The following is a 24,037-nucleotide window of genomic DNA, read 5'->3' on the forward strand; positions in this document are numbered from 1 at the left end:
GATGCCGAAGCATCGGAGAAGGGCAGGGCGCCCGCGGTCGATCAAGCCCCGGCATCCCGGCGGCCAGGTCGTGCGGCAGCAGGTCGAGGCCGTCACGCCGGAGCTTGCGGCGAGGCGGGCCAGCGCCACCGGCGGGGACGGTGACGCCTGGCGCGATCAGCTTGGCGGGACGGTGCTCGGCGCGCTCTACCGCCGCGGCGCACTGGCCATCAACGAGCACGAGGCGCCCGGGCTCGCGACCGGCCGCTACCTCGCCGGGCTCGACTACGGCGACCTGATGGAGCGCGTCGGCCGCCAGATCGCGGCGCCGCGCGGCATGGCGCAGAAGCCGCAGGGGCGTTCGCTCTCGGCCGACGACGCCGAGGGCTTCGCCCGGACCATGGCGCAGTACCGTGAGACGCTCGACGCGCTCGGCCGGCTCGACTTCCGCTGCCGCATCGCGCTCTCGCTGGCCTGCCCGGATCCGGCGGCCGATGTGGATGCGCTGATGCCTAAGGCCATCGCGGCGGCCGCGCTGATCCGGGATGCCCTGGACGCGCTCGTGCGGGCGGCGCCGAGGATCAAGGCGGCGGGGCGGGCCGCGGCGGAGGCAATGAAGGAGGCGGCGTAGACATCGCAGGTGAGCCTTGCGCTCTCGCCTGAGATGTGGTCCATTACCGATATGCAGGGTGACGTCGTGCGCCCGAAGAAGCCCGCCCCGGGAGACCGAGGCGGGCTTTTCGTTGTGCCTCGCGGAGGTCGCTAGCTCTCGTCTTCCGGCGTCGCTTTACGAAGGACTGATAGCCCAAAAGCCTCACGATGGTTCTTCTTGCCCTCGAACCATGCGCAGTTCGCGAAGGGCTTGCCGCTTGATGTTCCGATGTGTTCTACAGTCATTAGTGGACCGCCAGACTTCAACACCACAACATCACCTTCAACAATCTGATCTGGCATTCAAAACTCCTCAGATGAATCAATTTAGTTGGGAGGACTACATTGCTGTAGCCCTCCCCGGGCCATAGTGGCTCGGGCGGCTGGATTCGAACCAACATTGTCCTGCTTGAAAGGCAGGCGTCCTACCATTAGACGACGCCAATCGAGCATTGTCCCAGGCCGTCGCTTGAGTCAACGGCGTTGGCATTGGTCCCCGGAGGTTGGCATGTACCAGACCGTCGACAGCCCGCCGCCGGCAGCAACCCGCGTCCTGGTCTACGGCAACACGCCGAGCGGCGCGAAGGACCACGAGATCGGCTTCGTGATCGAGTCCGTCCGGGAGTGGTGGGAGCAGGTCTCGCCCACCGCCATGGAGCTGCGGACCGAGACGACGCGGACCTGGAGCGTGCAGACGATCACGCCGACCCACTGGCGCTATCTCGACGCGCCCGACATCTGAACCGTCCCAACCCATCAACCGGTTAGGAACTGACATGCCCGCCAGGAAGAACCCCGGCGGGGGCGTGAAGCAGGACAAGATCTGGCGCGATGCGATCCATCGTGCCGTGAAGCGACGCATGGGCGGCGAGGGGAACCCGCAGGCCCTGGACATGCTGGCGGACCAGCTTGTGACCGCGGGTCTTGCTGGCGACGTCTCCGCGATCAAGGAAATCGGCGATCGGCTCGACGGCAAGCCGAAGCAGCAGCTGGAGCACACCGGCGAGGACGGCGGCCCGCTGCAGGTCAACATCGTGAGGTTCAGTGGCGGCGATAACGCTGCCTAACGGCTGGACGCCGCGCTGGTACCAGCGCCCGTCCTGGGAGGCATGGGAGCAGGGCTGCAAGCGCGAGCTGCTGATCTGGCACCGCCGGGCCGGCAAGGACGACGTCGCGCTGCACAAGGCCGCGGTGGCCGCGCATCTCAGGCCGGCGACCTACTGGCACATGCTGCCGGAGTACGCCCAGGCCCGGAAGGCGATCTGGACGGCGGTCAACCCGCACACGGGGCGCCGGCGCATCGACGAAGCGTTCCCGCTGGAGCTGCGGGCGAACACCAACGACCACGAGATGTTCATCCGGTTCAAGTCCGGGGCGACGTGGCAGGTGGTCGGGTCGGATCGGTACAATAGCCTGGTCGGCACGCCGCCGGCCGGTGTGGTGGCATCGGAATGGGCCCTGGCCAATCCCAGCGCTTGGGCCTACCTCGCGCCGATCCTGGCCGAGAACGGCGGCTGGGCGACGTTCATCACGACGCCGCGCGGCAGGAACCACGTGAAGTCGATGCTGGACATGGCGCGGGCCGACAAGCGCTGGTTCACGCAGGTGCTCACGGTCGACGACACCAAGGCGATCTCACTGGAGACGGTCGAGGAGCAGCGGAAGGACTATCACTCGCTCTACGGCGCCGACGCCGGCGATGCGCTGATCGAGCAGGAATACTGGTGCTCGTTCGAGGCGGCGATCCTGGGCGCCTATTGGGGCAAGGAGATTGCCACCGCCGAGCGCGCCGGCCGCATCACCCAGGTGCCGGTCGAGGAGGGCTACCCGGTCCACACGGCCTGGGATCTCGGCATCGACGATGCGATGGCGCTCTGGTTCTTCCAGATCATCGGGCCCCAGGTCCGGATCGTCGACTACTACGAGGCCAACGGCCACGGCTTCGAGCACTACGCCCAGGTGAAGCGCGACAAGGGCTACAGCTACGGCACCGACTGGGTGCCGCATGACGCTCGGGTCCGGGAGCTGGGCACGGGGCGGACCCGGGTCGAGACAATGAAGCTGATGGGCTTCAACCCGCGCCTGGTGCCCGACCACAAGGTCATGGACGGCATCAACGCCGCGCGCCAGACGCTGCCGCGGTGCTGGTTCGATGCCGAGAAATGCGAGCAGGGCATCGAGTGTCTGCGGCAGTACCGGGCCGAGTGGGACGACGACAAGAAGGTGTTCTCGGAACGGCCGCTGCACGATTGGGCGAGCCACGGCGCCGACGCCTTCCGGGCGATGGCGATGGCTTGGCGCGAGGAAGCGCCGAAGCCGGTCCCGCCGCCTCCGCCGCCTCTGCGCGGCATTCGAGACATGACCTTCGCCGAGGCGCTGAAGCGCGTCCAGCGGCCGAAGAACGCGCGGATCTGAGCAACTGCAACGGAGAGACGAGATGCAAGGGCTGTCCAACCAGACCTATACCGGCCGCGTCGACGGCGGCTTCCCCGGCCAGATCTTCGGCACTGCGTCCGATGTGGCCGCGGCCAAGCCGCAGACCCCGCTCGATGTGTTGCTGGCACGGGTGCGCAATCTGGCCATGCGGTCGGCGCACATTGCCGATGGTCTGGATGCGAGCCTCGCCGTGCTGACGGGCAGCCGCGCCTCCCTCCCCGGCACGAATGCCGGCGCTTGCGCGAGTGCCACCTGCGCCCCCGGCGCCCCCGGCCGCATCGAAGAGCTGCAGTCGGCCCTGGACTCGCTGGAGGGCACGCTGCGCCATATCGAGGCTGTCGCTGACGCCTTCCGCGGCTCGGTGGGCTGACCATGGCTGACACGGTGCGGCAGGACACAGGGAAGGCCGCCGCGCCGGACAGCACCGTTGCGCGCTGGGTGCGGGAGATCGACGCCTACGACCGCGCCATGCAGGGCTGGACCAAGCGCGGCAAGAGCGTCGACCGCATCTACCGCGACCAGGGCAACGAGGCCGGCGACCAGCCGAAGGACACGCGCAAGTTCGCCATCCTCTGGAGCAACGTCGAGACGATCCGCCCGGCGCTCTATGCCCGCACGCCGCAGGCCACGGCGAGCCGGCGCTACAAGGACAATGACCAGACTGCCAAGGCCGCGTCGGAGATCCTGGAGCGCGGGCTGAACTACTCGCTCGACGCGAACGACTTCGACGGCACGCTGCAGGACGTGGTGCAGGATCTGCTGCTGCCGGGCCGTGGCACGCTGTGGGTGCGGTACGAGCCGTCGATGAAGACGGTCACGCTGCCGCCCGACCCGATGACCGGCGAGCAGCCCGAGCCGTTCGAGCAGTTGGACTATGAGCGCGTCATCGCCGAATACGTCGATTGGCGCGACTTCGGCCACACCGTGGCGCGGACCTGGCGCGAGGTGTGGGGCGTCTGGCGCCGGTCCTACCTGACCGCGGAGGAGCTGAAGCGCCGCTTCCCGAAGATGGCGTCGAAGGTGCCGCTCGACCACAAGCCGGTGGCGGAGGGCCAGTCGGACTCGTCCGGCGCGCTGGGCACGGCCGCCAAGGCCACGGTCTACGAGATCTGGTCGAAGCGGGACCGCAAGGTCTACTTCATCTCGCGAGGCATGCAGGAGCCCATCAGCGTCGAGGATCCGTTCCTCAACTTCGACGGCTTCTTCCCGTGCCCGCGGCCGGTCTACTCGTCCAAGACCACCAAGAAGCTCATCCCGACGCCCGACTACGTCTACTACCAGGACCAGGCGGAGGAGATCGACAAGCTCACCGAGCGGATCGGCAAGCTGGGCGACATGCTGAAGCTCGCCGGCGTCTACCCGGCTGATGACAAGGGCAGCAACGCCATCGAACGGCTGCTGGACCCGACCACCGACAACATCCTCATCCCGATCGACCAGTGGACCGCGTTCGCCGAGCGCGGCGGCATCAAGGGCGTGATCGAGTGGCTGCCCATCGACGTGGTGATCAAGGTGCTGCAGGGCTGCATCGAGGCCCGCAAGGCGCTGATCGACGACATTTACCAGATCACCGGCATCAGCGACATCCTGCGGGGCGTCAGCCAGGCCAGCGAGACGGCCACGGCGCAGAACATCAAGAGCCAGTGGGGCAGCCTCCGCATCCGCGACCGGCAGAAGGAGGTCGCCCGCTTCGCCCGTGACGCCGTCCGGCTGATGGCGGAGGTGATGGCGGAGGTGTTCCAGCCCGAGACGCTGCAGCAGATGACCGGCCTGCAGGTGACGCCGGAGGTGATGAAGCTCCTGCGGGACAACATGGTCCGGTGCTTCCGGGTCGACATCGAGACGGATTCGACCATCGAGCCGAACGAGCAGGAAGAGAAGCAGGGCGCGACCGAGTTCGTCGGCATGGTCGGCCAGTTCCTGGAGCAGGCGATGCCGGCGGTCCAGGCCGCACCGCAGATGATGCCGATGCTCGGCGAGATGCTGATGTTCGTGGTTCGCAAGTTCCGCGCCGGCCGCAGCCTCGAGGACGTGATCGAGAAGACCATGGGCGAGATGGCGCAGCAGGCGATGCAGCCAAAGCCGCCGCCGCCTGACCCGAACATGGTGAAGGTCCAGGGCGAGCTCGAGGCCGACAAGCAGCGCATGGGCATGGAGCAGCAGAAGACGCACGCCGACATCCAGCTTCAGCGCGAGAAACTGATGGGCGAGATGCAGATCAAGCAGCAGGGGCAGCAGATGGACGCCGCGATCAAGGCCTCGCAGCCTCCGCCGCAGGCCCGCGGCCCGATTCAGTAGGAGAGCGACATGCGTTCAGGACCAGCACAGCCGCCGGCGCCAATGCCAGAAGGCGAAGCCGCCGCCGCGGCGAAGCCGTTGAATGAAGACGCGCGGCAGGCGGTAGAGAAGTGGGATGCTTGGTGTGCCGCGCATCCAGAGCGGCGCCCGCAATGAGGCGCCGCCTGATCTGGCACCCGGTGCGCAAGGAGTGGGTGCCGCCGAGCGAGCGCCTGGTGCGCAACGTCCAGTTCGGCCGCGGCCCGGCGGTCATCGGCGGGTCTCTGGACAACGTCCTGAACCACGCGGACGGCAAGCGCTACAGCGACAAGCGGGCCTATGAGCGCGCGGTGCGGGCTGCGGGCTGCGAGATCGTGGGCAACGAGCATCTGCCCGATAGCCGGCCGCCGGAGATGCCGGCGATCGAGCCCGACATCGTGCGGGCCTTGGAGGAATTGGGCGCCTGAGCCCACCTAGCGGCGCGGACATCAACCGCGGTCGCGCAACCCCGAAGGACACATGGCCGACCTGACCAACGGCGCCCCGGATGCGGGCGTTGCCGACGACATCCATGCCGATCTGGCCGCCGCGTTCGACACGCCGGTCGTCGACGCTGGCGCTCCGGCCGAGCTGCCGGCGCCGATCGACCCCGCCGCGGCGCCGCAGGATGGCAAGGCACGCGACGAGCAGGGGCGGTTCGCGCAGAAGCCGGCCGATGCCAAGCCGCTGGACGGTCAGCAGCAGGCCCCGGCCGCGCCGCAGGGGCTGAAGGCGCCGGACCAGCAGCAGGCGCCAGGTCTGACGCCGCCGGCCGATGCCGCTGGTGCGCTCCGGCCGCCCCCGGGTTGGTCGATCGCCGCGAAGGCGCTGTACGCCGGCCTGCCCAAGGATGTGCAGGAGGCCGTCGCCAGGCGCGAGCAGGAGGTCGATCAGGGCCTCGCCAAGCTCGCGGAGTACAAGGGCATCGACAAGGCCATCGAGCCGTATGCCGGCAAGATGGCAATGGCAGGCGTCTCGCCGGCGCTGGCCATCAAGCAGCTTTTCGACGCGCAGGCAGTCTTGGACCGCGATCCCGTCAACGGCATCGCGTGGCTTGCACGATCCTACGGGGTCGATCTGAGGCAGTTCGCACAGCAGCAGGGCAACGGCCAGCCGGGAGGACATCAACCCAACCCGCTGGCGCAGTACCTCCAGCCGCTCGTGCAGGAGATCAACGCTCTCAAGGGCCACTTCACCACGCAGCAGCAACAGGCCGTCGAACATCAGCGTTCATCGGCCATGTCTGAGATCCAGGCGTTCGCCGCCGATCCCAAGAACATCTACTTCGAGAACCTGAAGGACGACATGGCCGTCAGGATCCAGAGTGGCATGGCGAAGGATCTGCAGGACGCCTACGACCAGGCATGCTGGACCCATCCTGATATCCGCCAGCGCCTCATCAGCGAGCAGCAGCAGGCGGCACAGGCTGAGACCCAGCGCAAGGCCGCGGAGGTCGCCGCCAATGCGCGGCGGGCCGGAGGGAGCCTCGCCGGGGCGCCAGTCGCAGGCTCAGCGAGCCTGGGCGTCGCCTCTTCTGGTTCAATCGAGGACGACCTGCGAGCGGCATATGCCGAAGCAGGCGGCCGACTGTGAGGTAGCCCATGGCTTCCCCGAACCTGACGGAAATCGTCACGACCACCCTCCGGAATCGCTCCGGAAAGCTGGCCGACAACGTCACCAAGAACAACGCCCTCCTGGCCAAGCTCGCGGCCAAGGGCAACGCCAAGCCTGCCGCCGGCGGTCGCACGCTGGTGCAGGAGCTGGAATACGCCGAGAACTCGACGTTCCAGTACTACAGCGGCTACCAGCTGCTCGACGTCTCGCCCTCCGACGTGTTCACGGCGGCTGAGTTCGACTGGAAGCAGGGCGCCGTGGCGGTGACCATCTCCGGCCTGGAAGGCCGCATCCAGAACGCCGGCAAGGAGCAGATCATCGAGCTGCTCGGCGCCCGCATCAAGAACGCCGAGCGCACGATGAAGAACAACATCGCGCTCGGCTGCTACGCGGACGGCACCGGCACGGGCGGCAAGGAGATGGGCGGCCTGCAGCTGCTCGTTCCCAAGGATCCGACCACCGGCACCGTGGGCGGCGTCAACCGGGCGACCTGGACCTTCTGGCGCAACCAGCAGGTTCAGGACGCGACGATGACCAGCGCCACCATCCAGCCGAAGATGCAGCAGCTCTATCTGTCCTGCTCGCGCGGCCGGGACCAGCCGGACCTGGGCATCGCCGACAACAACGCCTACATGGCCTACTGGCAGTCGCTGAACCCGATCCAGCGCATCACCAACACCGAAACCGCGAACGCCGGGTGGAAGAACCTGGAGTTCGTCGGCATGCCGATCGTCTTCGACGGCGGCATCGGTGGCGGCTGCCCGGCCAACACGATGTACTTCCTGAACACGGACTACATCTTCTACCGGCCGCACAGCGCCACAAACATGGTGCCGATGGATGACGTCCGGTCGATCAACCAGGACGCAACGGTCCAGATGATCCTCTGGGCCGGCAACATGACCCTGAGCAATGCCATGCTCCAGGGCATCCTGTGGAAGGCGTAAGACCATGGCGCACACCGTCTACACCATCGAGCCGGGTCTCGGGATCGACGTCCTGCAGACCCCGTCCACCGTGCTCGCCGACTTCGGGGGCATCCAGCCGGCGACCAAGGTCGTGGGTTCGGATGGCCTGAACTACATCCTGGCGAAGGCGAGCGCCAACATCGCTGCGGCGACGGCGATCATCGTCACCGCGGGCACCGGGTCGGCTGCGGCCGGCGCCGGCAGCTACAGCACCAAGGCTGGCCAGGCCGTGACCACCGGCCAGTATTTCTGGGCGATCGGCACCGCCGTGACCTGATCAACCGGGGCGGTCTTCGGGCCGCCCCTCTTCTCTGAGGCCCTATGGACCAACCCCTGTTCAAGACCAGCGACGGCCTATGGCTGCGCCTGGAGTGGCAGACGCGCGTCAACGATGGCGCATCCGAGGCCGAAGGCCGGCCCATCCATGACCGCGTTCTGGTCGGCTACATCATCGTCCCGGGCAGCCGGGATGAGGTCAGCCGCATCGTCGAGCGCCACCTGCCGGACGGCAAGGTGATCCCGGACGGCGACAACCCGTCCGACTGGTCGAAGCGCTTCGCGGATCACGTCGCCGTGTTCAAGAACGGCGGCGCGGCCGGCACGCTCACCGGCACGCCCCTGAGGGCATGGGGCGCGATCGACGCGCGGCTGGCGGCCGACCTGACGGCGCTGCAGATCCACACCGTCGAGGACATCGCCGACCTGTCGGACGGCAACCTCTCCAAGATCGGGATCGGCGCCCGCGAGCTGCAGGCGAAGGCCAAGGCCTTCCTCGCTGCGGCCAAGGACACGGCGGAGGTGCAGCGCCTCGCCGCCGAGAACGAGCGCAAGGACGCGCGCATTTCCCAGCTCGAGCAGCAGCTCGGCGACCTGTCGGCCAAGATCGAGGCCGTCATGGCAAAGCAGCAGGAGGCAGCATGAACCGCGATCGAGACGCAGCGCCGGTGGTCGGCGCCCAGTTCAGCCTGGCGGAGGACGGAACCGAGCTGTTCGCCTTCGTCATCGACGGCGGCAGCACGATCGGTCCCCGCGTGGCGACGGACGAGGACCGCGAGAAGCACGCCGAAGCCTATGAGGCCTTCCTGACCAGCGCCACGTCGCCGGACGGCTCGGCCGCCCCGAAGCGCCGCGCCAAGAAGGCCTGACCATGTCGCTCCTCACCATCGTGCAGGACGTCGCCCTCGAGGTCGGCGTCACGCCGCCTTCGGCCGTGGTCGGCTCCCCGGATCTCCAGGTGAGGCAGCTTCAGCGGATCATGCAGAAGGAGGCGGCCGAGCTGGCGAAGCGGTCGAACTGGACGCGGCTGATCCTGCCGTTCGAGTTCACGACCGTCGCCGGCATGCCGCAGCCCGGCGCGCTGCCGGCGGAGATGAACCGCTTCTCGCCCGGGCGCGCCATGTGGCGGATCGACATGTTCCGCCCGGTCCTCGGGCCGCTGACGCCGGAGGAGTGGGCCGCGGCCATCAGCCGGCCGGTCAGCCCGGGCCTGTGGGGCTACTGGCGCGTGATCGGCGAGGACCTGAACATCTATCCGGCGCCGGCGGCCGGCCAGACGGTGCGCGGCGAGGTCGTCAGCGCGAACTGGTGCATTCACGCCGGTGACCCCGTGACCTATGGCGACCGCTGGACGGCCGACGATGACACCGCGCGGCTGGACGAGGAGTTGATGACGCTCGGCGGCATCTGGCGCTGGCGGCAGACCAAGGGGCTCGACTACGCCGAGGACATGGCGACCTACGAGCGCCAGGTCGAGCAGGCGGCGGCCCGGAACGGCGGCATGAAGGACATCAACATGAGCGCCAGCCGGGCCCGCTTTCCGGACTTCAACTGGTCGCAGACGATCACCGTGGCCTGACATGGCGCGGACGGCTCTTCGCACCAACCCGACCCGGCAGCGCGTCTCGACCGCCGGCACGATCCCGGCGCCGGTCAAGGGCTGGATGGCGCTCGACAGCCTGGCCAAGATGCCGGTCGACAGCGCCGTCAAGCTGGTCAACTACTTCCCCAATCCGACCGACGTTGCGCTCCGCCGCGGCTCGGTCATGTGGGCGCAGGACATCGGCGGCCCCGTCACCACGCTGATGGTGTGGAACGGCCCGGCGACGCAGAAGCTGTTCGCCGTGGGCGGCGGGAAGATCTGGAGCGTCACGAACCAGAGCTTCGACCAGGACACGCTGTGGGATCTGTTCGGAGGCTCGTTCGCTCCGGCCACGAGCTGGGATTCGCCTCCCGAGCCGGAGGCAACGGTCTGGGATGCAGACCCGATCGATAACAAGGTCTTCACCGGCGTCATCAGCCTGGACGACTGGTGGCAATGGGAGAACTTCAGTAACAGCGGCGGCAACTGGCTGATGGCCGTCAACGGCTCGCAGCCGCGGCAGATCTACAACGGCTCGGCCTGGAGCACGGCGCCGGCGATCACCGGCGTGGACAGCGCCAGGCTGATCAACATCTTCGCCCACAAGCGCCGGATTTGGTTCATCGAGCGAGATTCGACCCGGGCCTGGTATCTCGACACCGACGCCATCGGGGGCGCGGCGACGCAGTTCGACCTTGGGCCGCTGATGACCGCCGGTGGCAAGCTGGTGGCCGGCGGATCCTGGACGATCGACGGCGGCTTCGGCCCCGACGACTATGCCTTCTTCCTGACGTCCGAGGGCCAGATCCTGGCCTATGCCGGCACCAACCCGAGCGACGCCAACAACTGGGCGATCAAGGGCACCTTCCAGGTCGGCCGGCCGCTCGGCTACCGGTGCCTGCTGAAGGTCGGCGCCGATATCGCGATCACGTGCGAGGACGGCGTCATTTCGCTGGCCAAGGCGCTGACTTTGGACCGGTCGTCGGCTCAGACGGCGGCGATCACCAAAAACATCCAGGCCGCGTTCAACGATGCGGTGCGGGCGACCGGCGCGCTGAAGGGCTGGCAGCTCATCTCCTACCCGGTCGGCACCATGGCGATCGTCAATGTCCCGACGGCGGCCAATGCCGAGAGCGTCCAGTATGTGATGAACACGATCACCGGCGCCTGGTGCGAGTTCCGGGGTATGAACGCGGCCTGCTGGGCGCTGATGGGCGGCCGCGCCTATTTCGGCACTTGGGACGGCGAGGTAGGGCTGGCGGACAACGGCGTGAGCGACGTCGGCTCGGACCGGCTTTCGGCCAGCGTGGTGACGGCCTTCAACTACCTGGACCCGAAGCCGCAGCAGAAGCAGATGAAGCTGCTGCGGCCGGTGATCCAGGGCGACGCGAATGTCGCGCCGGCGGTCGACGTCTCGGTCGACTACACCATCCGGGAGCCGCAGGGCGTGCTGACGCCGATCATCCCGACCGGCCCGCTGTGGGACATCTCGCTCTGGGACCAGGCGGTCTGGGCGGAGGACTCGCCGCAGGTGCGGCTGGAATGGACCACGGTATTCGGCCTCGGCTACACCTTCGCCGCGACCATGAACGTGACGGTGTCGCCGCCGCTCGGGCGGAACGACATGATCACCGGCGTCGACGTCCGGATCGTCTCGTTCGACGTCATCTACGAGGCCGGGGCGCTGCTTTGAGGCTGCTCTACGGGTCGGACGAAGCGGTCGGGGCGTGGGTCAAGTCCAGGCTGCCGAACATGCCGCGCCTGCCGGTGCCGTTCGTGGGCATCGGCGTGATCGACGGGGCGCAGCTGGTCGCCGGCGTGCTGTTCCACAACTACATCCCGGAATTCGGTTCGATCGAGGTCAGCATCGCGGCCGACACGGCGCGGTGGCTGAGCCGCGACCGGGTGTCGCTGATCCTGGGATACCCGTTCCGCCAGCTCGGCTGCGGCCGGGTATCGGCGGCCATCATGGCAAGCAATAGCCGGTCGATCCGGCTCTGCATGGGCCTCGGCTTCAAGCGCGAAGGCCTGGTGCGCCGCGGCTTCGGGCGCGACGACGCGGTAATCCTTGGGCTGCTGCGCGAGGAGTGGGAAAGGGGTCGATATGGCAACGTTTCTTGACATCCTGCGGGGCGCAGGCCGCGGCGGTGGCGGCAACGACAACATCAACATGCCGCAGCTCAACCCGATCGTCGGCCAGCCTGAGACCATGGATGCGCTGACGCAGGCCGTAATGGCGCGCGGGGGCGGCGGATTCCAGCCCGGGGCGCAGCCGGGCCGCGTGGCGATGCCGACCCTCAACGGCGGCTATGGGCAGCAATACGGCAAGCTGACCGATGCCATGATGAGCCGGTATCCGGGCCAGCTTCGGGCCGGTGGCTCGGTGTTCGATGCCCAGCCAAGCGCGCAGGCGCAGGCGGCGATGCCGCCGCCAGCACAGCCGCAGGTCATGGCGCCGCCCGCGCCGGCGGTGGCTCCGAAGCCGCCGCCGATGAAGCAGATGTTCGAACGCGTTCGGTCGGGGCACTGATATGGGCGGCGGCGGGAAGGGCGGCGGCGGGTCGGCACCACAGGCGCCGGATCCGTATGAGTCCGCGGATGCGCAGCTCAACGCGAACGTGATCGCGGGCATGATCACGAACGGCATGGGCCGCAACGACGTCAACAACCCCTATTACAGCGTCATCAACAAGAGCCTGGGCGATGGTCGGTGGCAGCAGAACATCATGCTCTCGCCGGAGCAGCAGGCGCTGTTGGATCAACAGAACGCGCTTTCGTACAACATGAACGCCCAGGCCGGCGACACGCTGAACAACCTGGGCACGGGCAAGTACGAGGACGCGGTCTACCAGAACTATGCCTCGAGGCTCGATCCGCAGTGGGCGACGCAGCAGAGCAACCTTGAGAACCAGCTCGCGAACCAGGGCATCACCCGCGGCTCGGCCGCCTGGAACACGTCGATGGACCAGATGGGGCGGAGCAAGAACGACGCCTACGGCCAGGCGCGCAACCAGTCCGTCCTGACTGGGCTGCAGGCCCGCAACCAGCTGGTCAACGAGGCGATGGCCCTGTCCGGCCGCGGGGCTCCGCAGACCGCTTCCGCGCCTCAGTCGTCGTCGCCCAGCATCCAGGCTCCGGACATCCAGGGTGCGATGCAGAACCAGTACAACGCGCAGATGCAGGAATGGCAGCAGGGCCAGCAGAACAGCAACAACTTCATGAACGGGCTGTTCGGGCTGGGCTCCGCCGCGGCGATGGCGGCCTTTAGCGATGTCCGGCTGAAGCGCGACGTCCGGCGCATCGGCAAGACGGAGAGCGGCGTGCCGCTCTACGAGTTCCGCTACCGCGCCGGCGGCCCGCTGCAGATCGGCGTCATGGCGCAGGACGTGGAGCAGATCACGCCCGAGGCCGTGTCCGAGCAGGACGGCTGGAAGTGCGTCGACTATCGCATGGTCGCGTGACGGGGGGATTGAATGGCAGGCATCGTCTACGAGCAGCCGGCCACGCCGGCCGGCCCTCCCGCCACGCCGATCGGCCCGGGCTTCTCGCCGCAGTCCTTCCGCGACAAGAAGGACCAGTACGACAACCTGCTGCAGTCGGTGCTGTCTCAGCGCACGACCGGCGTTCTCGACGGCCTGGCCAAGATGGCGACGGCCGGCCTGCTGGGCTGGCGGCAGAGCAAGAACCAGGACAAGGCCGACAGCGCGCGGGCAGGGGCCTCCGCCGACACGTCGCGCCTGCTGGAGGCGCTGATGGGCGGCGGCAAGACGGCTCCGGCCGCGACCCCGCCCGGCGTCGGCGGCTCCGACAAGCTGACGAACGCGCTGGTGCAGTCCCGCGGCGGCCCGGCGCTCGGCAATGACGTGCTCGGCGACGGCAAGCTGCCGGCCGACATGGTGCACAAGGAGAGCCGCGGCAACCAGTTCGCCGCCAACGGCAAGCCCCTGACCAGCCCGGCCGGCGCGATCGGCATCGCCCAGGTGATGCCCGGCACCGCACCGGAAGCCGCGCGCCTCGCCGGCGTGCCGTTCGACGACAATCGCTACCGCACCGATGCCGCCTACAACGAGCAGTTGGGCTCGGCCTACTACGACGCGCAGATGAGCAAGTTCGGCGATCCGGAGCTCGCCCGCGCCGCCTATAACGCCGGGCCCGGCCGGGTCGACCAGTATGTCGGCAGCGGCCGCCCCCTGCCGGCGGAGACGGTGCAGTACGCCGACCTGAACGGCGATGGCCGGATCGGCGGGACCGCGCCGCAGGGGCCGCAGCAAGGGCCGCAGGTGGCCGCGGTGGGGCAGGGCGACATGCCGCTCGCACCGGGCGGCCCGGAGATGCCCGCCTCGATGCAGCCCGGCTATCAGCCGATCGGCTCGCAGGTTCCGCAGCAGCAGGCCGCGGCGCCAGCAGCCCCGGTAGGCCAGCAGCCGGCCGGGGGCGGCAATGCGCAGCTGCAGGCGGCCCTGGCGATCATGTCCAACCCGTGGGCGGACGAGGGGCAGAAGCAGGTTGCGGGGCTTATCCTCCAGCAGGCGATGAAGCAGGACCAGCCGGTCAACGGGATCGAGATGGGCAACCGCCTGGTGAACCCGCGGACGGGCGCCGTCATCGCCGATTTCAGCGAGCAGGGCGGCTCCGGCGCGTTCGAGGGCAAGGCGGCCGATATCCAGGCCGCGAACTACCTCGTGGCGCAGGGCAAGATGACCCGTGAGCAGGCGGCGCAATGGCTGCTGGCGCGCCAGGCGGTCGGGCCGAACGGCCAGGTCGACCTGATCACGCCGGATGCACTGTCGAGCGGCCAGAGCGTCGGCGGCGCGCCCGCGGTGATGAACGGGCAGCCCATGGGCGCCGCGCCGCCGGTGCAGCCGAACCAGCCTGGCGTCGTGACCGTGCGGCAGCCGGGGATGGCGAACCTGACCGAGGGCCAGGGCAATGCTGCGCTCTATGCCGATCGCATGCGGGCCGCCAACGCCGTCATCGACCAGTTCGGGGCTGAGGGGCAGGACCGCGGCCAGAATTTCCTGTCGGCGGTGCCCTTCTTCGGCAATTCGATGGTGAGCTCCGGCTACCAGCAGAACGACCAGGCGCAGCGGGATTTCGTGACCGCGACCCTGCGGCGTGAGTCCGGCGCGGCGATCTCCGAAAGCGAGTTCACCAACGCCCGGAAGCAGTACTTTCCGCAGCCCGGCGACAGCCCGGAGGTGATCGAGCAGAAGCGCCAGAACCGCTTGACCGCCATCAACGGCATCGCCCGGGCGGCCGGCCCCGCTTACTTCAACGCCGAGCAGCAGGCGGGCCAGCAGCCGCCGGTCGCGCCGCAGCCGCAGGGCGTTCCAGGGCCGCAGGGCGCCGCACCGCCGGTGCAGCCCGGGGGCGGCGGCGTGCTCCGCTACGACGCGCAGGGGAACCGCATCCAATGATCCAGGCGCAGTCGGCCGATGGCGTGATGCACGAGTTCCCGGACGGGACCGACCCGGCCGTGGTCGACCGGGTCATGAAGAGCTATGCCCAGCAGCAGGCTCCGGCGCCCAAGCCCGAGCTCGACCCGATGACCGGGCAGGCCCCGGCCCAGGACATGGGGTGGCTGTCGCGCCAGCTGATGGGCATCCAGCAGGCCATTGGCGGCCCCACGGACGCGCTTCGGCAGGGCGCGACGCTCGGCCTGGCCGATGAGGTGGGCGCGGCCGGCGGCGCCGTGGGCGAGATCGCCGGACGCTCGATGACCGGGAAACCGGTCAACATGGGCGGCCCGTCCCTCACGCACCTGATCACCGGCCAGGAAGCGCCGTCGCTCGGCAGCGCCTACAGCGAGAACCTGGACCAGATCCGCGGTCAGCAGCAGGCATGGGGCGAGGAGCACCCGATTGCCGACGTGGCCCTGCAGATCGCCGGCGGCCTCGGCACCGGCCTGGGCATGACTAAAGGCTTGGCGCCTGCCAAGACCCTGATGGGCAACATCGGGCAGAATGCCGCGGTCGGCGCCGGCACGGGTGCGGTTGCGGGGGCCGGCAATGCGGAGGGCGGCCCGTATGAGCGTCTGGTGGGCGCCCTGACCGGCGGCGTGGCCGGGGGCGCCATCGGCGGCGCGTTGCCGGCCGCTGCCGGCGTGCTCGGCCGCGGCGTGGGAATGGTCGGCAATGCCCTCGGGCTGCGCAATCCGCAGACGCAGGCGAGCCGCCTGATGCTGAACGCCCTGGAGCGCGACCAGGTGACGCCGCAGGATCTGGCAACCCGCGCTGCACAGTACCCGGGCCAGCCGGTGTCGATCGCCGACGTGGCCGGCCCGAACACGCAGCGCCTCGCCGGCGCCGCCTTCCGGGTGCCGAGCCAGGGGCGGGCGCAGATGCTGGACCAGCTCGAGCAGCGCAATTTCGAGCGGCCGGAGCGCATCGTCGACCTGATGCGCGGCGCGATGGGCAACCCGGAGGCGTTCAAGCAGACCGTCGAGCAGATCACGGTGCAGCGCGCCCAGGCGGCAAAGCCGTTCTATGACCTGCTGCGGCAGTCGGACCCGGCCATGTACAACACGCCGGAGGTGATCGAGATCCTGAACACCCCGGCCGGCCGCCGCGCGATCGCCGCGGCCGAGCAGAAGGCGTTGAACCTCCGCGAGCCGTTCCCGCAGCTGGTCACGACCGAAGTCGACCCGCTGACGGGCCAGCAGGTCCAGCGCGTCACCAAGATCCCGAACTTCGAAGCGCTCGACCAGGTGAAGCGCAGCCTGGACGACATCATTGAGGACGCCCGTGATCCGATCAGCCGGCGGATCCCGTCCGAGGTGCGCGATATCGCCCGGGTGCGCGGCGACCTGGTGGCCGAGATGGACGACGTGACCAACGGCCTCTATGCCGAGGCCCGCCAGTCCTTCGCCGGCCCGAGCGCGAGCCTGGACGCGATGAACTCCGGCCGGGCCTTCGCCAAGGGCGACGTGGAGGACATGGGGCGCCTGTTCGGCGGCCTGTCGAGCGGCGACAAGGATCTGTTCCGGCTCGGCGTCGTCCGTGAGCTGCGCGAGATGATCGAGAGGGGCGGGGGCAACCGGAACCAGGCCGCGGCCATCATGGGACCGGGCATGCGGCGCCGGCTGGCGGAGATCTTCCCCGACCAGCAGAGCTATCAGGCGTTCATGCAGGCCCTGCGGATGGAGAACACCATGCAGCAGACCAGCAACGTGGTCCGTGGCAACAGCGCCACGGCCGAGCGGCTGTCAGAGGACGCGGCGCAGGGCGCGGCGATGAACGACATCGCGGACCTGGGGGGCGCGGTCATGTCGGGCAACCCGATGCGGATGGCCGGAGCCGGCATCGGCTGGGCGGCACGCCGGGCGCGCGGCATCAACGAGCCGGTCGCCAATCAGCTGTCGTCCGCCCTGATGGACCCTTCGCCTCAGACGCGAAACCAGGTCATCGCTGAACTGCTGCGGTCATCCCAAGCGCGGCAAGCGCCCCAGCCAATCCCGGCGGCGCTCCTAGCAGGATCGCGCACGTTGCTCCCAGCCCTCCTAGGAGGAGGGCTCGCCCCGCAATCCTCCAATTGAATGGGGCGACCCGCCAGCTTCGCTCGGTGACGGGCTCATAGACGCCGGTTTCGGCATCGTATCGCGCGCAGTATTCAGCCCAGGTGCGGGGCTGATCGAGTTCTTTGCCCATCCCTCAAAGTAGCAGATTCAGGCCCCGCCAGACAGCGGGGCTTTTCTCGTTCGGGAGCACCGCATGCCGAGAAACACCAGCGGCACCTATACCAAGCCGGACGGCACGACCGCGGTCACAGGCACGCCGATCAGCAGCTCGGCGTACAACAACCTGGCCAACGATATCGGCAGCGCGCTGACCGACAGCCTCAGCCGGTCCGGCAAGGGCGGCATGCAGGCCGACCTGGCGCTCAACGGCAAGAAGGTCACCCTTTTGGCGCCGGGCACTGCGGACTCTGACGCGCTGCGGCGTGACCAGGTGGTTTCGCTCATCCGGCAGGGCGTGTACGGCGGCGTCAGCACCGGCTCGGCCAATGCCCAGGTGCTGACGATGTCGCCGGCGCTGCCCGGCTACTTCCAGGGCATGCTCCTGACCTTCATTGCCGGCTTCGCCAATACCGGCGCGACGACGCTGAACATCAACGGCCTAGGCGCAATCCCGATCACCAAGCCCGGCGGCGGCCTCGACCCCGGAGACATCACTGCCAACGGCATCACGGTCGTGGTCTATAGCGGGGTGGCCGGGGCGTGGTCCCTGCTCAATCCGAAAGCGCCCCTTGATCTGGGCTCGGCGGCTTTCCGTGGCGTGGGAACGGATGTCGGCGATCTTCCGGAAATCGCGAATGCGTCCGGGCAATTTCAGCCCGCCGTCGATGTCGCCCACAAGTCGCTCAACAACCTGACCGGTGCCGGCATCCAGCGCACAACCTGGGCGTCCATCGCCTTTGCCGGCGCGACCGCAGTCGTGGCAGCTGCGTTCAACGGTGCCGCCGTCGCGCGCAACGCGGTCGGGCTCTACACCATAACGTTCCCGCTGCTGGCTGGCGTCTACCAAGTCGCCATCGATCTGGACGTGGCGGTCTCTGCGACCGGCTTCAACGCCGCGGTCGTCACGGGCTCCCGCTCCAATACCCAGGTTCAGATTTCGACCATGCAGGGCAACTCCGGCGTCGATCCATTCGATCCCGACCGCGTCACCGTTTCCATCCATTCGATCGGCTGAGGTGCCTCATGGTATCGGCAATCGACCCGACCAAGCCGGAAACCGGCCTGGCCACGACGGCGTCTGTCCGCGCCAACTTCGCCACGGCCAAGGCCGAGATCGAGGCGCTGCAGTCCGGCGTCATCCCGAGCCTTCCCGGCGTCGGCCTGATGCTGACGTTCGAGACGATCGCCGACATGAAGGCCTATGACCCGCTTCTGCGGGCGCTGCTTCCGACGAACGCCTTGGTGTCTGTGGGCGGCTATTGGACGCCGGGCGATGGCGGCGGAGGCGCCTTCCGCTGGGCAGACGCCAGCGTGGCCACGCCCAACGGCGGGACCATCATCGCGCCGGACCTCGGCACCGGACGCTGGCTGCGCGTGGTCGAGACGCCACGGAACTACGACTTCCTGTGGTTCGGCGCGAAGGGCGACGCCGTCACCGACGACGCTGACGCCGTCATGGCCACGATCGATGCCGCCAAGGCCGATGGCGTGGGTGTCGAATTTTCGTGCAAGGACTATGCTGTCAGCCGCCGCATTGTGCTCAATGGCTCCGGCGCCAATCCGGACGCGCCCACCCCCGGCGAGAACGCTGCCGTCCACAGCTTCAAGGGTCAGGGGCGGCAGCCGTTCCTGGCTCGGTTCATTGCTATAGGGACGTGGCCGGCCAATCACGCCGTCGTCACGGGCCGCAATATGGTTGCCAAGACTGTTGGCAACTTCGCAGTGGACGCGAGCGGCATCGCCGATCAGGCCGTCGATCTGGCGTATGTCGGCAACGGACCGGGCGGCGTGGCGCCCTCCTGCGGCAACGAGTTCATCAGCATCTGGGCCGAAAATGCCCTGAAGCTCGGCATCAATCTCGACCAGGCTGCCGACTGCAAGATTTCTGCCATTCAGTACCGCGGCGGATCGCCGGAAATCGGCATCTCCATGCAGCTCGGCGGCGGCGGTATCTGGGCGGACACCTTGTTCGTAGGTGCCGGTCGGTTCCGGATCGCTTGCCAGAACGCCGGCCTGCAGAACTGCGGCTTCTTCAGCGGCATCGAGATTTCAGGTCCGGCCTTCAACCATATCCACTTCGACAGCGCGCACATCTATCCGTTTACGCCGCGGCGGACGCTTGCGACCAACCCCTTCACGACTTCAGTCGGGTCGGCCGTGGTCGTCGTCAGCATGCCAGGCCACGGGCTGAAGGATGGCAATTTCGTCGAGCTGGCCGGCTGCGTCGACACCAATGGCATCTTGGCAGCCCAACTCGTGACCACGGCCGCGACACCGCGCGCCATCACTTGGCTGAGCGACGACACTTTCTCCATCGTGGCAGACGCCCCGGCTGCGTCGGCGGGAGCGGCAGGCGGTACGACCGTCGCCATTACCGGCCGTGGCTGGAGTGTGTGGTCTTCTTCCTCCACCGGAAGCGGGCCGCGCAGCCTGACGATGACGGCCTGCTTCATGAACACCCTTGGCGTGGCCGGACAGAAGCATTTCGCCGGCCGTTGGCTGAACGGTGCGCAGCTCAACGGGTGCCGAATCGGCAACAACCTTGGCGTGCCGGCGGCTACCGACATCTACTTCGACGCCGCTCATTGGGGCGTGGCCGGCACGGACGGTACGCTACCGATGTTCTTCTTCAACAACTGCGGTTTTTCAGTAGACCGCCCCGTGTCGATCGCCAGCACGGTGCTGGTCGGCTTCCATGGGATGATGCAGGGCGGCGCGGTTGCCGCCAATTCTCTCCCCCTCCTTGAGCACCCCGGGCAGTTCCATCTCCCCAACGCGCTTGTCGGCAGTCCGCTGAAGATCGGCCCGATCCCGACCTACCTTTGGGCGGATGCGCAGGGGCATCTCCGGGTGCGGCCGCTCGCCGGCGTGCCCACGGTGGACACTGACGGGTTCCGCCTCATCGAGCGGATGACGGGGGTCTCCGACCCGGTTGGGGCCGTTACGCCGACGCACCAGGGCTGCTTCTACGTCGACACAGTGACGGGACGCGTCTACTCCGCGTTCAACACGACAATCAACAGTTGGGCGGAGCTCGGCCGCGTTCAGCGCGGTACTGCTTCGCCGGCCGGGGCGGTGACGCCGACCAGCGGCGGCGTGGTCTTCTTCGATTCCGTCAACAACAAGACCTACATCTCCAAGGGTACAACCAACGCCGACTGGATCGACCTGTCCGTCACATTCGGCACGATGTCCGGCCAGAACGCCAACAGCGTCGCGATCACGGGCGGGACGATCACCGGCATCACGGATCTCGCTGTCGCCGATGGCGGCACGGGCGCGTCTACCGCTGCCGCGGCGCGCACCAATCTAGGTCTGGGTACCATCGCGACCCAGGACGCCGCCACAGTGGCGATCACTGGCGGGTCAATCGTAGGGATCACCGATCTCGCTGTTGCTGACGGGGGTACCGGAGCCTCGACGGCCTCTGCCGCGCGCACGAACCTTGGCCTTGGCGACATGGCCACCCAGACCTCATCGGCCGTTGCGATCACGGGCGGTTCCGTGACCGGCATCACCGATCTGGCGGTTGCGGATGGCGGCACTGGCGCTTCCACGGCGGCGAACGCCCGAACGAACCTGGGTGCCTATGCGTCTGCCGGCGGCGATCTCTCTGGGCTCGTCAGCCAGAGTGGCGGAGCCGGCGTGGTGCTCGGCAACACAGCCCTCGTCGCTGGCGTGTATGCCGGCGGCGCCGTGACGCTGCCCTTGCAGACTCAGGCGGCCGGGACAACCGGGGCGGCGTTTTTCCGCGCCGGCGCTTCTGCGTCGCCGGCGATCATCCTCGGCGCCAAGACCCGCGGCGCCAGCGCGTCGGCGCACACTGTCGTCAACGTCAGCGATCAGCTTCTGGCCATCGCGTCCGCCGGCTCCGATGGCACGGCCTATCGCGACGGTGGCCGCTTCGTGTTCTCGGTCGCCGCCGCGCCCACGGCAACGCTGTGCCCGAGCCGTTTCGACGTCATCACGAACGACGGAACGACCTCGTTCCTCGGCGTCGGGCAGGACCAGAACGGCAATCTGCAGGTCAACAACGCCAACGTCATCACCCAGGCCCGGCACTTCATGCCTCGCCAGTACACCGTCGCCACGCTGCCGAGCGCCGCCACGGCCTTCCAGTTCATCGTCGTGACGGACGGAACCACCAACAACCGCCTGGCCATGTCCAACGGCACGAACTGGGTCTGGGTCAACACCAACACGATCGTCACGTGAGGGGGATCGGCATGCCTGACGCAGCCAAGCGCGCCGCGGACTGGAAAGATTGGGCCTACCGGACAGCGCTCGGCGCGGTCGTGCTGTGGGGCATGAACTGGCTCGGCAGCAAGATCGACACGCTGAGCGGGTTGCCGGCGAAGGTGAACCAGCTCGTGGTCGATCAGGGCAAGCTCACCGTGGCGGTCGACGACATCAAGAAGGCGCAGACCGGATTCGCGACTGGTGCCGATGTGCAGACGCTTACGGGCCGCGTCGATACGCTGACCGGCCGCGTCGACGGCATGGAGGCGACCGTCAACAGCCTGGTCAAGCCGGTTCCGAAGCGATGATCCGCGTCTTGGCGCTCGTCCTGCTGCTGGCAGCGTGCTCCGCGCCGGCCACCGTCGAGCGCCCCGCCATGGCGCCCATCGACACGCCATCGGTACCCAAGGCGGCGAAGGCCGAATGCACGCCGCCCGCATGGGAGCCGATCAGCCTGCCGACCGATGCCGCCGAGCAGATCGAGGCGCGACACCGCGACCAAGCCAAGGCGGAGACGGTCATCGCCGAGTGTGACCAGCGCCGGGCGGCAGCCGTGCGCGCCATCCGCAGACGATAGGAGACGACTATGCCGACCACGCCGCGAGGAGTGAGGAATGCAAATCCGGGGAACATCGACGCTGGCCAGGCCTGGATCGGCCGCGCGACACCCGAGGAGATGACGCCGGCGCAGCGGGTCGAGAAGCGCTTCGCCGTCTTCAAGGCGCCGGAATGGGGCATCCGCGCCCTCGTCAAGCTGCTGCAGACCTATCAGACCAAGCACAAGCTGAAGAGCGTCCGCGCCATCATCAACCGCTGGGCGCCGCCGGTCGAGAACAACACCAGCGCCTATGTGCGCGCCGTCGCCAAGGCCGTGGGCGTGACGCCCGACGCACCGATCGACGTCACCGACTACGACACGGCCGCGCGCCTGGTGGACGCGATCATTGCTCATGAGAACGCCGGGTATCGCTACCCGTCGGAAACGGTCCGGCGGGGATTGGCCCTTGCCGGCGTGGAGGAGAAGACGAGATGAATGCACAGATCAAGGCCATCGCCGCGGCTGCCGGCGGCGCTGTTGGCGGAGGTGTCGCCGGCGGCATCGTGCTGCCCGAGGGCTCGCCCTGGTACGCCTATGTGATCGTGATAGCCATCACGGCGTTGACGCCGTACCTGTCGACCTGGTTCGCGCCGAAGAACGCGCGGTGAAAGTCCGACCTGGACCATGGTGAAGGAGATCCGGGCCTGGCCTGAGCGCTGTGTCGAGAGCGGGTGCTTGCCGAAGACATGACGCTCCATCGAAGGGGAACAGGCTTGCAGCACGCCTAGGGCATGCGACGATTGAGTGCATCCTGGACGGCTTCCTCCGCGGCCTTCTGCATCCTGACGCCGTCGGGGCCGGTTGGAAATCCGGCCTTCCACACGATTCGAAGTCCTCCCGAAAGAAGCTGGCTGAAGACGCCGACAACCCGGCCACAACGGACGGAGCCGCCGCTGCCCAGATTGAACTCTACCGACCAGTCCGCCTTGTCGTGCCCGTTCGCCATGGTCGCCTTCTCCCAGTTGAATCGATGGCTCGTCGCGGCCACAACCGAAGAGCCCCGCCGAAGCGGGGCTGGTTCATTGAGCCGACGTCGCCTTCTTCTCGTCACCCTTGGCTCGTTGGAAGACATCCATTAGCTGTGCCGCCAAAAGGCCTGTGAGCAAAGCTTCCATCCTGCCGAGATCCAGACCCCCGTTTCGGTCTGCTTCGTCAGCTGCATCTAGGGCTTCATAGTAGGGCTCTCGATTGCTGATTATCTGGTCTGGAATGGTATTCAAGCCAGGGACAAAATATCCGAGGCGTATGCACATCACCAAGTATGATGCGGCTCGCGATGTTCTTCCGTTCCCATCGACGAAGGGATGGATCCAATTCAACCTCCACATCATGTAAGAGGCTAAATGGATCGGGCTCTTTGCCTCCCAATTATCGTTCACATAGTCACAGAGGCGTTCTATCTCCTCGGGAACCAAGAAAGCGTCGACAGGGGTATGTTTGCTACCCGCGATCGCGATCCCGGCCGGCCGCCAATTGCCTGCATATGCGCTCAAGCCCTCCAGCGCCACGCGTTGAAGAGTAAGGAGGGTCGAAGGCCGCAGCTTGAATGGACGTTCAGTCTGCGTGTAGGTCTCGACCATCTCCTGCACTAGCGCGGCCTGCTTGAGCGCGTTTAGACTCTCGCGCCTAGCCTTTTCGTCCGGATCGGTGACCAGATCGGCGGACAGCGGAATGCTATGTCGAGCACCACCGCCGTCCGTCAT

28 protein-coding genes and 1 tRNA gene are annotated in these 24,037 nt (G+C 67.8%); 25 read left to right on the forward strand and 4 right to left on the reverse strand.

Going from position 1 to position 24,037, the window contains the following annotated elements; genetic code table 11:
• Position 1: 1 nt before the first annotated feature.
• Positions 2–610: a hypothetical protein gene (locus tag AB4Z01_RS14975; RefSeq protein ID WP_441694859.1), complete on the forward strand. Its 609-nt coding sequence runs from the start codon at positions 2–4 to the stop codon at positions 608–610.
• Positions 611–741: 131 nt separating this feature from the next.
• On the opposite strand, the gene AB4Z01_RS14980 is transcribed toward AB4Z01_RS14975, so the two are convergent.
• The gene (locus tag AB4Z01_RS14980) at positions 742–933 is read right to left on the reverse strand and encodes a YodC family protein (protein WP_441694861.1); all 192 of its coding nucleotides are present in this window, start codon (positions 931–933) and stop codon (positions 742–744) included.
• 68 nt (positions 934–1,001) lie between these two features.
• A tRNA-Glu gene (locus AB4Z01_RS14985) sits at positions 1,002–1,079 on the reverse strand.
• 59 nt (positions 1,080–1,138) lie between these two features.
• On the opposite strand from AB4Z01_RS14985, the gene AB4Z01_RS14990 reads away from it, so the two are divergent.
• The 24 genes from AB4Z01_RS14990 (at position 1,139) to AB4Z01_RS15105 (ending at position 22,942) form a co-directional block, all read left to right on the forward strand.
• Positions 1,139–1,372 carry a hypothetical protein gene (locus tag AB4Z01_RS14990; RefSeq protein ID WP_441694863.1) on the forward strand — a complete coding sequence of 78 codons (234 nt, stop codon included), beginning with the start codon at positions 1,139–1,141 and terminating at the stop codon, positions 1,370–1,372.
• Between the two features lie 34 nt (positions 1,373–1,406).
• On the forward strand, positions 1,407–1,697 hold the full coding sequence (locus AB4Z01_RS14995) for a hypothetical protein (RefSeq protein WP_441694864.1): 291 nt from the start codon (positions 1,407–1,409) through the stop codon (positions 1,695–1,697).
• Positions 1,675–3,045 carry a hypothetical protein gene (locus AB4Z01_RS15000; RefSeq protein ID WP_441694866.1) on the forward strand — a complete coding sequence of 457 codons (1,371 nt, stop codon included), beginning with the start codon at positions 1,675–1,677 and terminating at the stop codon, positions 3,043–3,045. Before AB4Z01_RS14995 ends, AB4Z01_RS15000 begins: the two co-directional genes overlap by 23 nt.
• A 22-nt stretch (positions 3,046–3,067) precedes the next feature.
• Positions 3,068–3,436 carry a hypothetical protein gene (locus AB4Z01_RS15005; protein WP_441694868.1) on the forward strand — a complete coding sequence of 123 codons (369 nt, stop codon included), beginning with the start codon at positions 3,068–3,070 and terminating at the stop codon, positions 3,434–3,436.
• Positions 3,437–3,438: 2 nt separating this feature from the next.
• On the forward strand, positions 3,439–5,364 hold the full coding sequence (locus AB4Z01_RS15010; RefSeq protein ID WP_441694869.1) for a hypothetical protein: 1,926 nt from the start codon (positions 3,439–3,441) through the stop codon (positions 5,362–5,364).
• 152 nt (positions 5,365–5,516) lie between these two features.
• Positions 5,517–5,810, forward strand: a complete 294-nt coding sequence (locus AB4Z01_RS15015) for a hypothetical protein (RefSeq protein ID WP_441694871.1) — start codon at positions 5,517–5,519, stop codon at positions 5,808–5,810.
• 52 nt (positions 5,811–5,862) lie between these two features.
• The gene (locus AB4Z01_RS15020) at positions 5,863–6,975 is read left to right on the forward strand and encodes a hypothetical protein (RefSeq protein ID WP_441694872.1); all 1,113 of its coding nucleotides are present in this window, start codon (positions 5,863–5,865) and stop codon (positions 6,973–6,975) included.
• Between the two features lie 8 nt (positions 6,976–6,983).
• A complete protein-coding gene (locus AB4Z01_RS15025) occupies positions 6,984–7,943 on the forward strand; it encodes a phage major capsid protein (RefSeq protein ID WP_441694874.1) in 960 nt (319 codons plus the stop codon).
• Between the two features lie 4 nt (positions 7,944–7,947).
• The gene (locus AB4Z01_RS15030; RefSeq protein ID WP_441694876.1) at positions 7,948–8,241 is read left to right on the forward strand and encodes a hypothetical protein; all 294 of its coding nucleotides are present in this window, start codon (positions 7,948–7,950) and stop codon (positions 8,239–8,241) included.
• Between the two features lie 44 nt (positions 8,242–8,285).
• The gene (locus AB4Z01_RS15035; protein WP_441694878.1) at positions 8,286–8,885 is read left to right on the forward strand and encodes a hypothetical protein; all 600 of its coding nucleotides are present in this window, start codon (positions 8,286–8,288) and stop codon (positions 8,883–8,885) included.
• Entirely contained in the window at positions 8,882–9,109 is a 228-nt protein-coding gene (locus AB4Z01_RS15040) for a hypothetical protein (RefSeq protein ID WP_441694879.1), read from the forward strand. Before AB4Z01_RS15035 ends, AB4Z01_RS15040 begins: the two co-directional genes overlap by 4 nt.
• 2 nt (positions 9,110–9,111) lie before the next feature.
• Positions 9,112–9,819, forward strand: coding sequence for a hypothetical protein (locus AB4Z01_RS15045; protein ID WP_441694881.1), 708 nt, complete (start codon positions 9,112–9,114; stop codon positions 9,817–9,819).
• Position 9,820: 1 nt separating this feature from the next.
• Positions 9,821–11,515 carry a hypothetical protein gene (locus AB4Z01_RS15050; protein ID WP_441694883.1) on the forward strand — a complete coding sequence of 565 codons (1,695 nt, stop codon included), beginning with the start codon at positions 9,821–9,823 and terminating at the stop codon, positions 11,513–11,515.
• Positions 11,516–11,574: 59 nt separating this feature from the next.
• Positions 11,575–11,943 (forward strand): GNAT family N-acetyltransferase, encoded by a 369-nt coding sequence (locus AB4Z01_RS15055; RefSeq protein ID WP_441694884.1) that lies wholly within the window; start codon positions 11,575–11,577, stop codon positions 11,941–11,943.
• Positions 11,927–12,352 (forward strand): hypothetical protein, encoded by a 426-nt coding sequence (locus tag AB4Z01_RS15060; RefSeq protein ID WP_441694885.1) that lies wholly within the window; start codon positions 11,927–11,929, stop codon positions 12,350–12,352. Before AB4Z01_RS15055 ends, AB4Z01_RS15060 begins: the two co-directional genes overlap by 17 nt.
• 1 nt (position 12,353) lies before the next feature.
• Positions 12,354–13,283, forward strand: a complete 930-nt coding sequence (locus AB4Z01_RS15065) for a tail fiber domain-containing protein (protein ID WP_441694887.1) — start codon at positions 12,354–12,356, stop codon at positions 13,281–13,283.
• Positions 13,284–13,295: 12 nt separating this feature from the next.
• On the forward strand, positions 13,296–15,239 hold the full coding sequence (locus AB4Z01_RS15070) for a transglycosylase SLT domain-containing protein (protein ID WP_441694889.1): 1,944 nt from the start codon (positions 13,296–13,298) through the stop codon (positions 15,237–15,239).
• On the forward strand, positions 15,236–17,356 hold the full coding sequence (locus AB4Z01_RS15075) for a hypothetical protein (protein ID WP_441694891.1): 2,121 nt from the start codon (positions 15,236–15,238) through the stop codon (positions 17,354–17,356). Before AB4Z01_RS15070 ends, AB4Z01_RS15075 begins: the two co-directional genes overlap by 4 nt.
• A 175-nt stretch (positions 17,357–17,531) precedes the next feature.
• Positions 17,532–18,512 (forward strand): hypothetical protein, encoded by a 981-nt coding sequence (locus AB4Z01_RS15080; protein ID WP_441694893.1) that lies wholly within the window; start codon positions 17,532–17,534, stop codon positions 18,510–18,512.
• An 8-nt stretch (positions 18,513–18,520) separates the two neighbouring features.
• Positions 18,521–21,712, forward strand: a complete 3,192-nt coding sequence (locus tag AB4Z01_RS15085; RefSeq protein ID WP_441694894.1) for a hypothetical protein — start codon at positions 18,521–18,523, stop codon at positions 21,710–21,712.
• An 11-nt stretch (positions 21,713–21,723) separates the two neighbouring features.
• Entirely contained in the window at positions 21,724–22,044 is a 321-nt protein-coding gene (locus AB4Z01_RS15090; RefSeq protein ID WP_441694896.1) for a hypothetical protein, read from the forward strand.
• Between the two features lie 8 nt (positions 22,045–22,052).
• The gene (locus AB4Z01_RS15095) at positions 22,053–22,313 is read left to right on the forward strand and encodes a hypothetical protein (RefSeq protein WP_441694898.1); all 261 of its coding nucleotides are present in this window, start codon (positions 22,053–22,055) and stop codon (positions 22,311–22,313) included.
• Between the two features lie 9 nt (positions 22,314–22,322).
• Positions 22,323–22,769 carry a structural protein gene (locus AB4Z01_RS15100; protein WP_441694900.1) on the forward strand — a complete coding sequence of 149 codons (447 nt, stop codon included), beginning with the start codon at positions 22,323–22,325 and terminating at the stop codon, positions 22,767–22,769.
• A complete protein-coding gene (locus AB4Z01_RS15105) occupies positions 22,766–22,942 on the forward strand; it encodes a hypothetical protein (protein WP_441694901.1) in 177 nt (58 codons plus the stop codon). The genes AB4Z01_RS15100 and AB4Z01_RS15105 overlap by 4 nt, the downstream gene beginning before the upstream one ends.
• A gap of 116 nt (positions 22,943–23,058) precedes the next feature.
• On the opposite strand, the gene AB4Z01_RS15110 is transcribed toward AB4Z01_RS15105, so the two are convergent.
• Both AB4Z01_RS15110 and AB4Z01_RS15115 read right to left on the reverse strand, forming a co-directional pair.
• Complete coding sequence (locus AB4Z01_RS15110; RefSeq protein WP_441694903.1) at positions 23,059–23,280, reverse strand: hypothetical protein; 222 nt, start codon at positions 23,278–23,280, stop codon at positions 23,059–23,061.
• Positions 23,281–23,353: 73 nt separating this feature from the next.
• Complete coding sequence (locus AB4Z01_RS15115; protein WP_441694905.1) at positions 23,354–24,037, reverse strand: Fic family protein; 684 nt, start codon at positions 24,035–24,037, stop codon at positions 23,354–23,356.

The sequence above is a fragment of the Inquilinus sp. YAF38 genome (assembly GCF_052113205.1).
GTDB lineage: Bacteria > Pseudomonadota > Alphaproteobacteria > DSM-16000 > Inquilinaceae > Inquilinus.

What these genes read in the sequence shown, in the direction of transcription:
- AB4Z01_RS14980 (WP_441694861.1), bottom strand. Translation starts at nt 933, where the DNA reads ATGCCAGATCAGATTGTTGAAGGTGATGTTGTGGTGTTGAAGTCTGGC.
- AB4Z01_RS15045 (WP_441694881.1), top strand. Translation starts at nt 9,112, where the DNA reads ATGTCGCTCCTCACCATCGTGCAGGACGTCGCCCTCGAGGTCGGCGTC.
- AB4Z01_RS15020 (WP_441694872.1), top strand. Translation starts at nt 5,863, where the DNA reads ATGGCCGACCTGACCAACGGCGCCCCGGATGCGGGCGTTGCCGACGAC.
- AB4Z01_RS14975 (WP_441694859.1), top strand. Translation starts at nt 2, where the DNA reads ATGCCGAAGCATCGGAGAAGGGCAGGGCGCCCGCGGTCGATCAAGCCC.
- AB4Z01_RS15065 (WP_441694887.1), top strand. Translation starts at nt 12,354, where the DNA reads ATGGGCGGCGGCGGGAAGGGCGGCGGCGGGTCGGCACCACAGGCGCCG.
- AB4Z01_RS15055 (WP_441694884.1), top strand. Translation starts at nt 11,575, where the DNA reads ATGCCGCGCCTGCCGGTGCCGTTCGTGGGCATCGGCGTGATCGACGGG.
- AB4Z01_RS15035 (WP_441694878.1), top strand. Translation starts at nt 8,286, where the DNA reads ATGGACCAACCCCTGTTCAAGACCAGCGACGGCCTATGGCTGCGCCTG.
- AB4Z01_RS15060 (WP_441694885.1), top strand. Translation starts at nt 11,927, where the DNA reads ATGGCAACGTTTCTTGACATCCTGCGGGGCGCAGGCCGCGGCGGTGGC.
- AB4Z01_RS15070 (WP_441694889.1), top strand. Translation starts at nt 13,296, where the DNA reads ATGGCAGGCATCGTCTACGAGCAGCCGGCCACGCCGGCCGGCCCTCCC.
- AB4Z01_RS15040 (WP_441694879.1), top strand. Translation starts at nt 8,882, where the DNA reads ATGAACCGCGATCGAGACGCAGCGCCGGTGGTCGGCGCCCAGTTCAGC.
- AB4Z01_RS14995 (WP_441694864.1), top strand. Translation starts at nt 1,407, where the DNA reads ATGCCCGCCAGGAAGAACCCCGGCGGGGGCGTGAAGCAGGACAAGATC.
- AB4Z01_RS15085 (WP_441694894.1), top strand. Translation starts at nt 18,521, where the DNA reads ATGGTATCGGCAATCGACCCGACCAAGCCGGAAACCGGCCTGGCCACG.
- AB4Z01_RS15010 (WP_441694869.1), top strand. Translation starts at nt 3,439, where the DNA reads ATGGCTGACACGGTGCGGCAGGACACAGGGAAGGCCGCCGCGCCGGAC.
- AB4Z01_RS15080 (WP_441694893.1), top strand. Translation starts at nt 17,532, where the DNA reads ATGCCGAGAAACACCAGCGGCACCTATACCAAGCCGGACGGCACGACC.
- AB4Z01_RS15110 (WP_441694903.1), bottom strand. Translation starts at nt 23,280, where the DNA reads ATGGCGAACGGGCACGACAAGGCGGACTGGTCGGTAGAGTTCAATCTG.
- AB4Z01_RS15115 (WP_441694905.1), bottom strand. Translation starts at nt 24,037, where the DNA reads ATGACGGACGGCGGTGGTGCTCGACATAGCATTCCGCTGTCCGCCGAT.
- AB4Z01_RS15050 (WP_441694883.1), top strand. Translation starts at nt 9,821, where the DNA reads ATGGCGCGGACGGCTCTTCGCACCAACCCGACCCGGCAGCGCGTCTCG.
- AB4Z01_RS15100 (WP_441694900.1), top strand. Translation starts at nt 22,323, where the DNA reads ATGCCGACCACGCCGCGAGGAGTGAGGAATGCAAATCCGGGGAACATC.
- AB4Z01_RS15030 (WP_441694876.1), top strand. Translation starts at nt 7,948, where the DNA reads ATGGCGCACACCGTCTACACCATCGAGCCGGGTCTCGGGATCGACGTC.
- AB4Z01_RS14990 (WP_441694863.1), top strand. Translation starts at nt 1,139, where the DNA reads ATGTACCAGACCGTCGACAGCCCGCCGCCGGCAGCAACCCGCGTCCTG.
- AB4Z01_RS15075 (WP_441694891.1), top strand. Translation starts at nt 15,236, where the DNA reads ATGATCCAGGCGCAGTCGGCCGATGGCGTGATGCACGAGTTCCCGGAC.
- AB4Z01_RS15025 (WP_441694874.1), top strand. Translation starts at nt 6,984, where the DNA reads ATGGCTTCCCCGAACCTGACGGAAATCGTCACGACCACCCTCCGGAAT.
- AB4Z01_RS15090 (WP_441694896.1), top strand. Translation starts at nt 21,724, where the DNA reads ATGCCTGACGCAGCCAAGCGCGCCGCGGACTGGAAAGATTGGGCCTAC.
- AB4Z01_RS15015 (WP_441694871.1), top strand. Translation starts at nt 5,517, where the DNA reads ATGAGGCGCCGCCTGATCTGGCACCCGGTGCGCAAGGAGTGGGTGCCG.
- AB4Z01_RS15105 (WP_441694901.1), top strand. Translation starts at nt 22,766, where the DNA reads ATGAATGCACAGATCAAGGCCATCGCCGCGGCTGCCGGCGGCGCTGTT.
- AB4Z01_RS15005 (WP_441694868.1), top strand. Translation starts at nt 3,068, where the DNA reads ATGCAAGGGCTGTCCAACCAGACCTATACCGGCCGCGTCGACGGCGGC.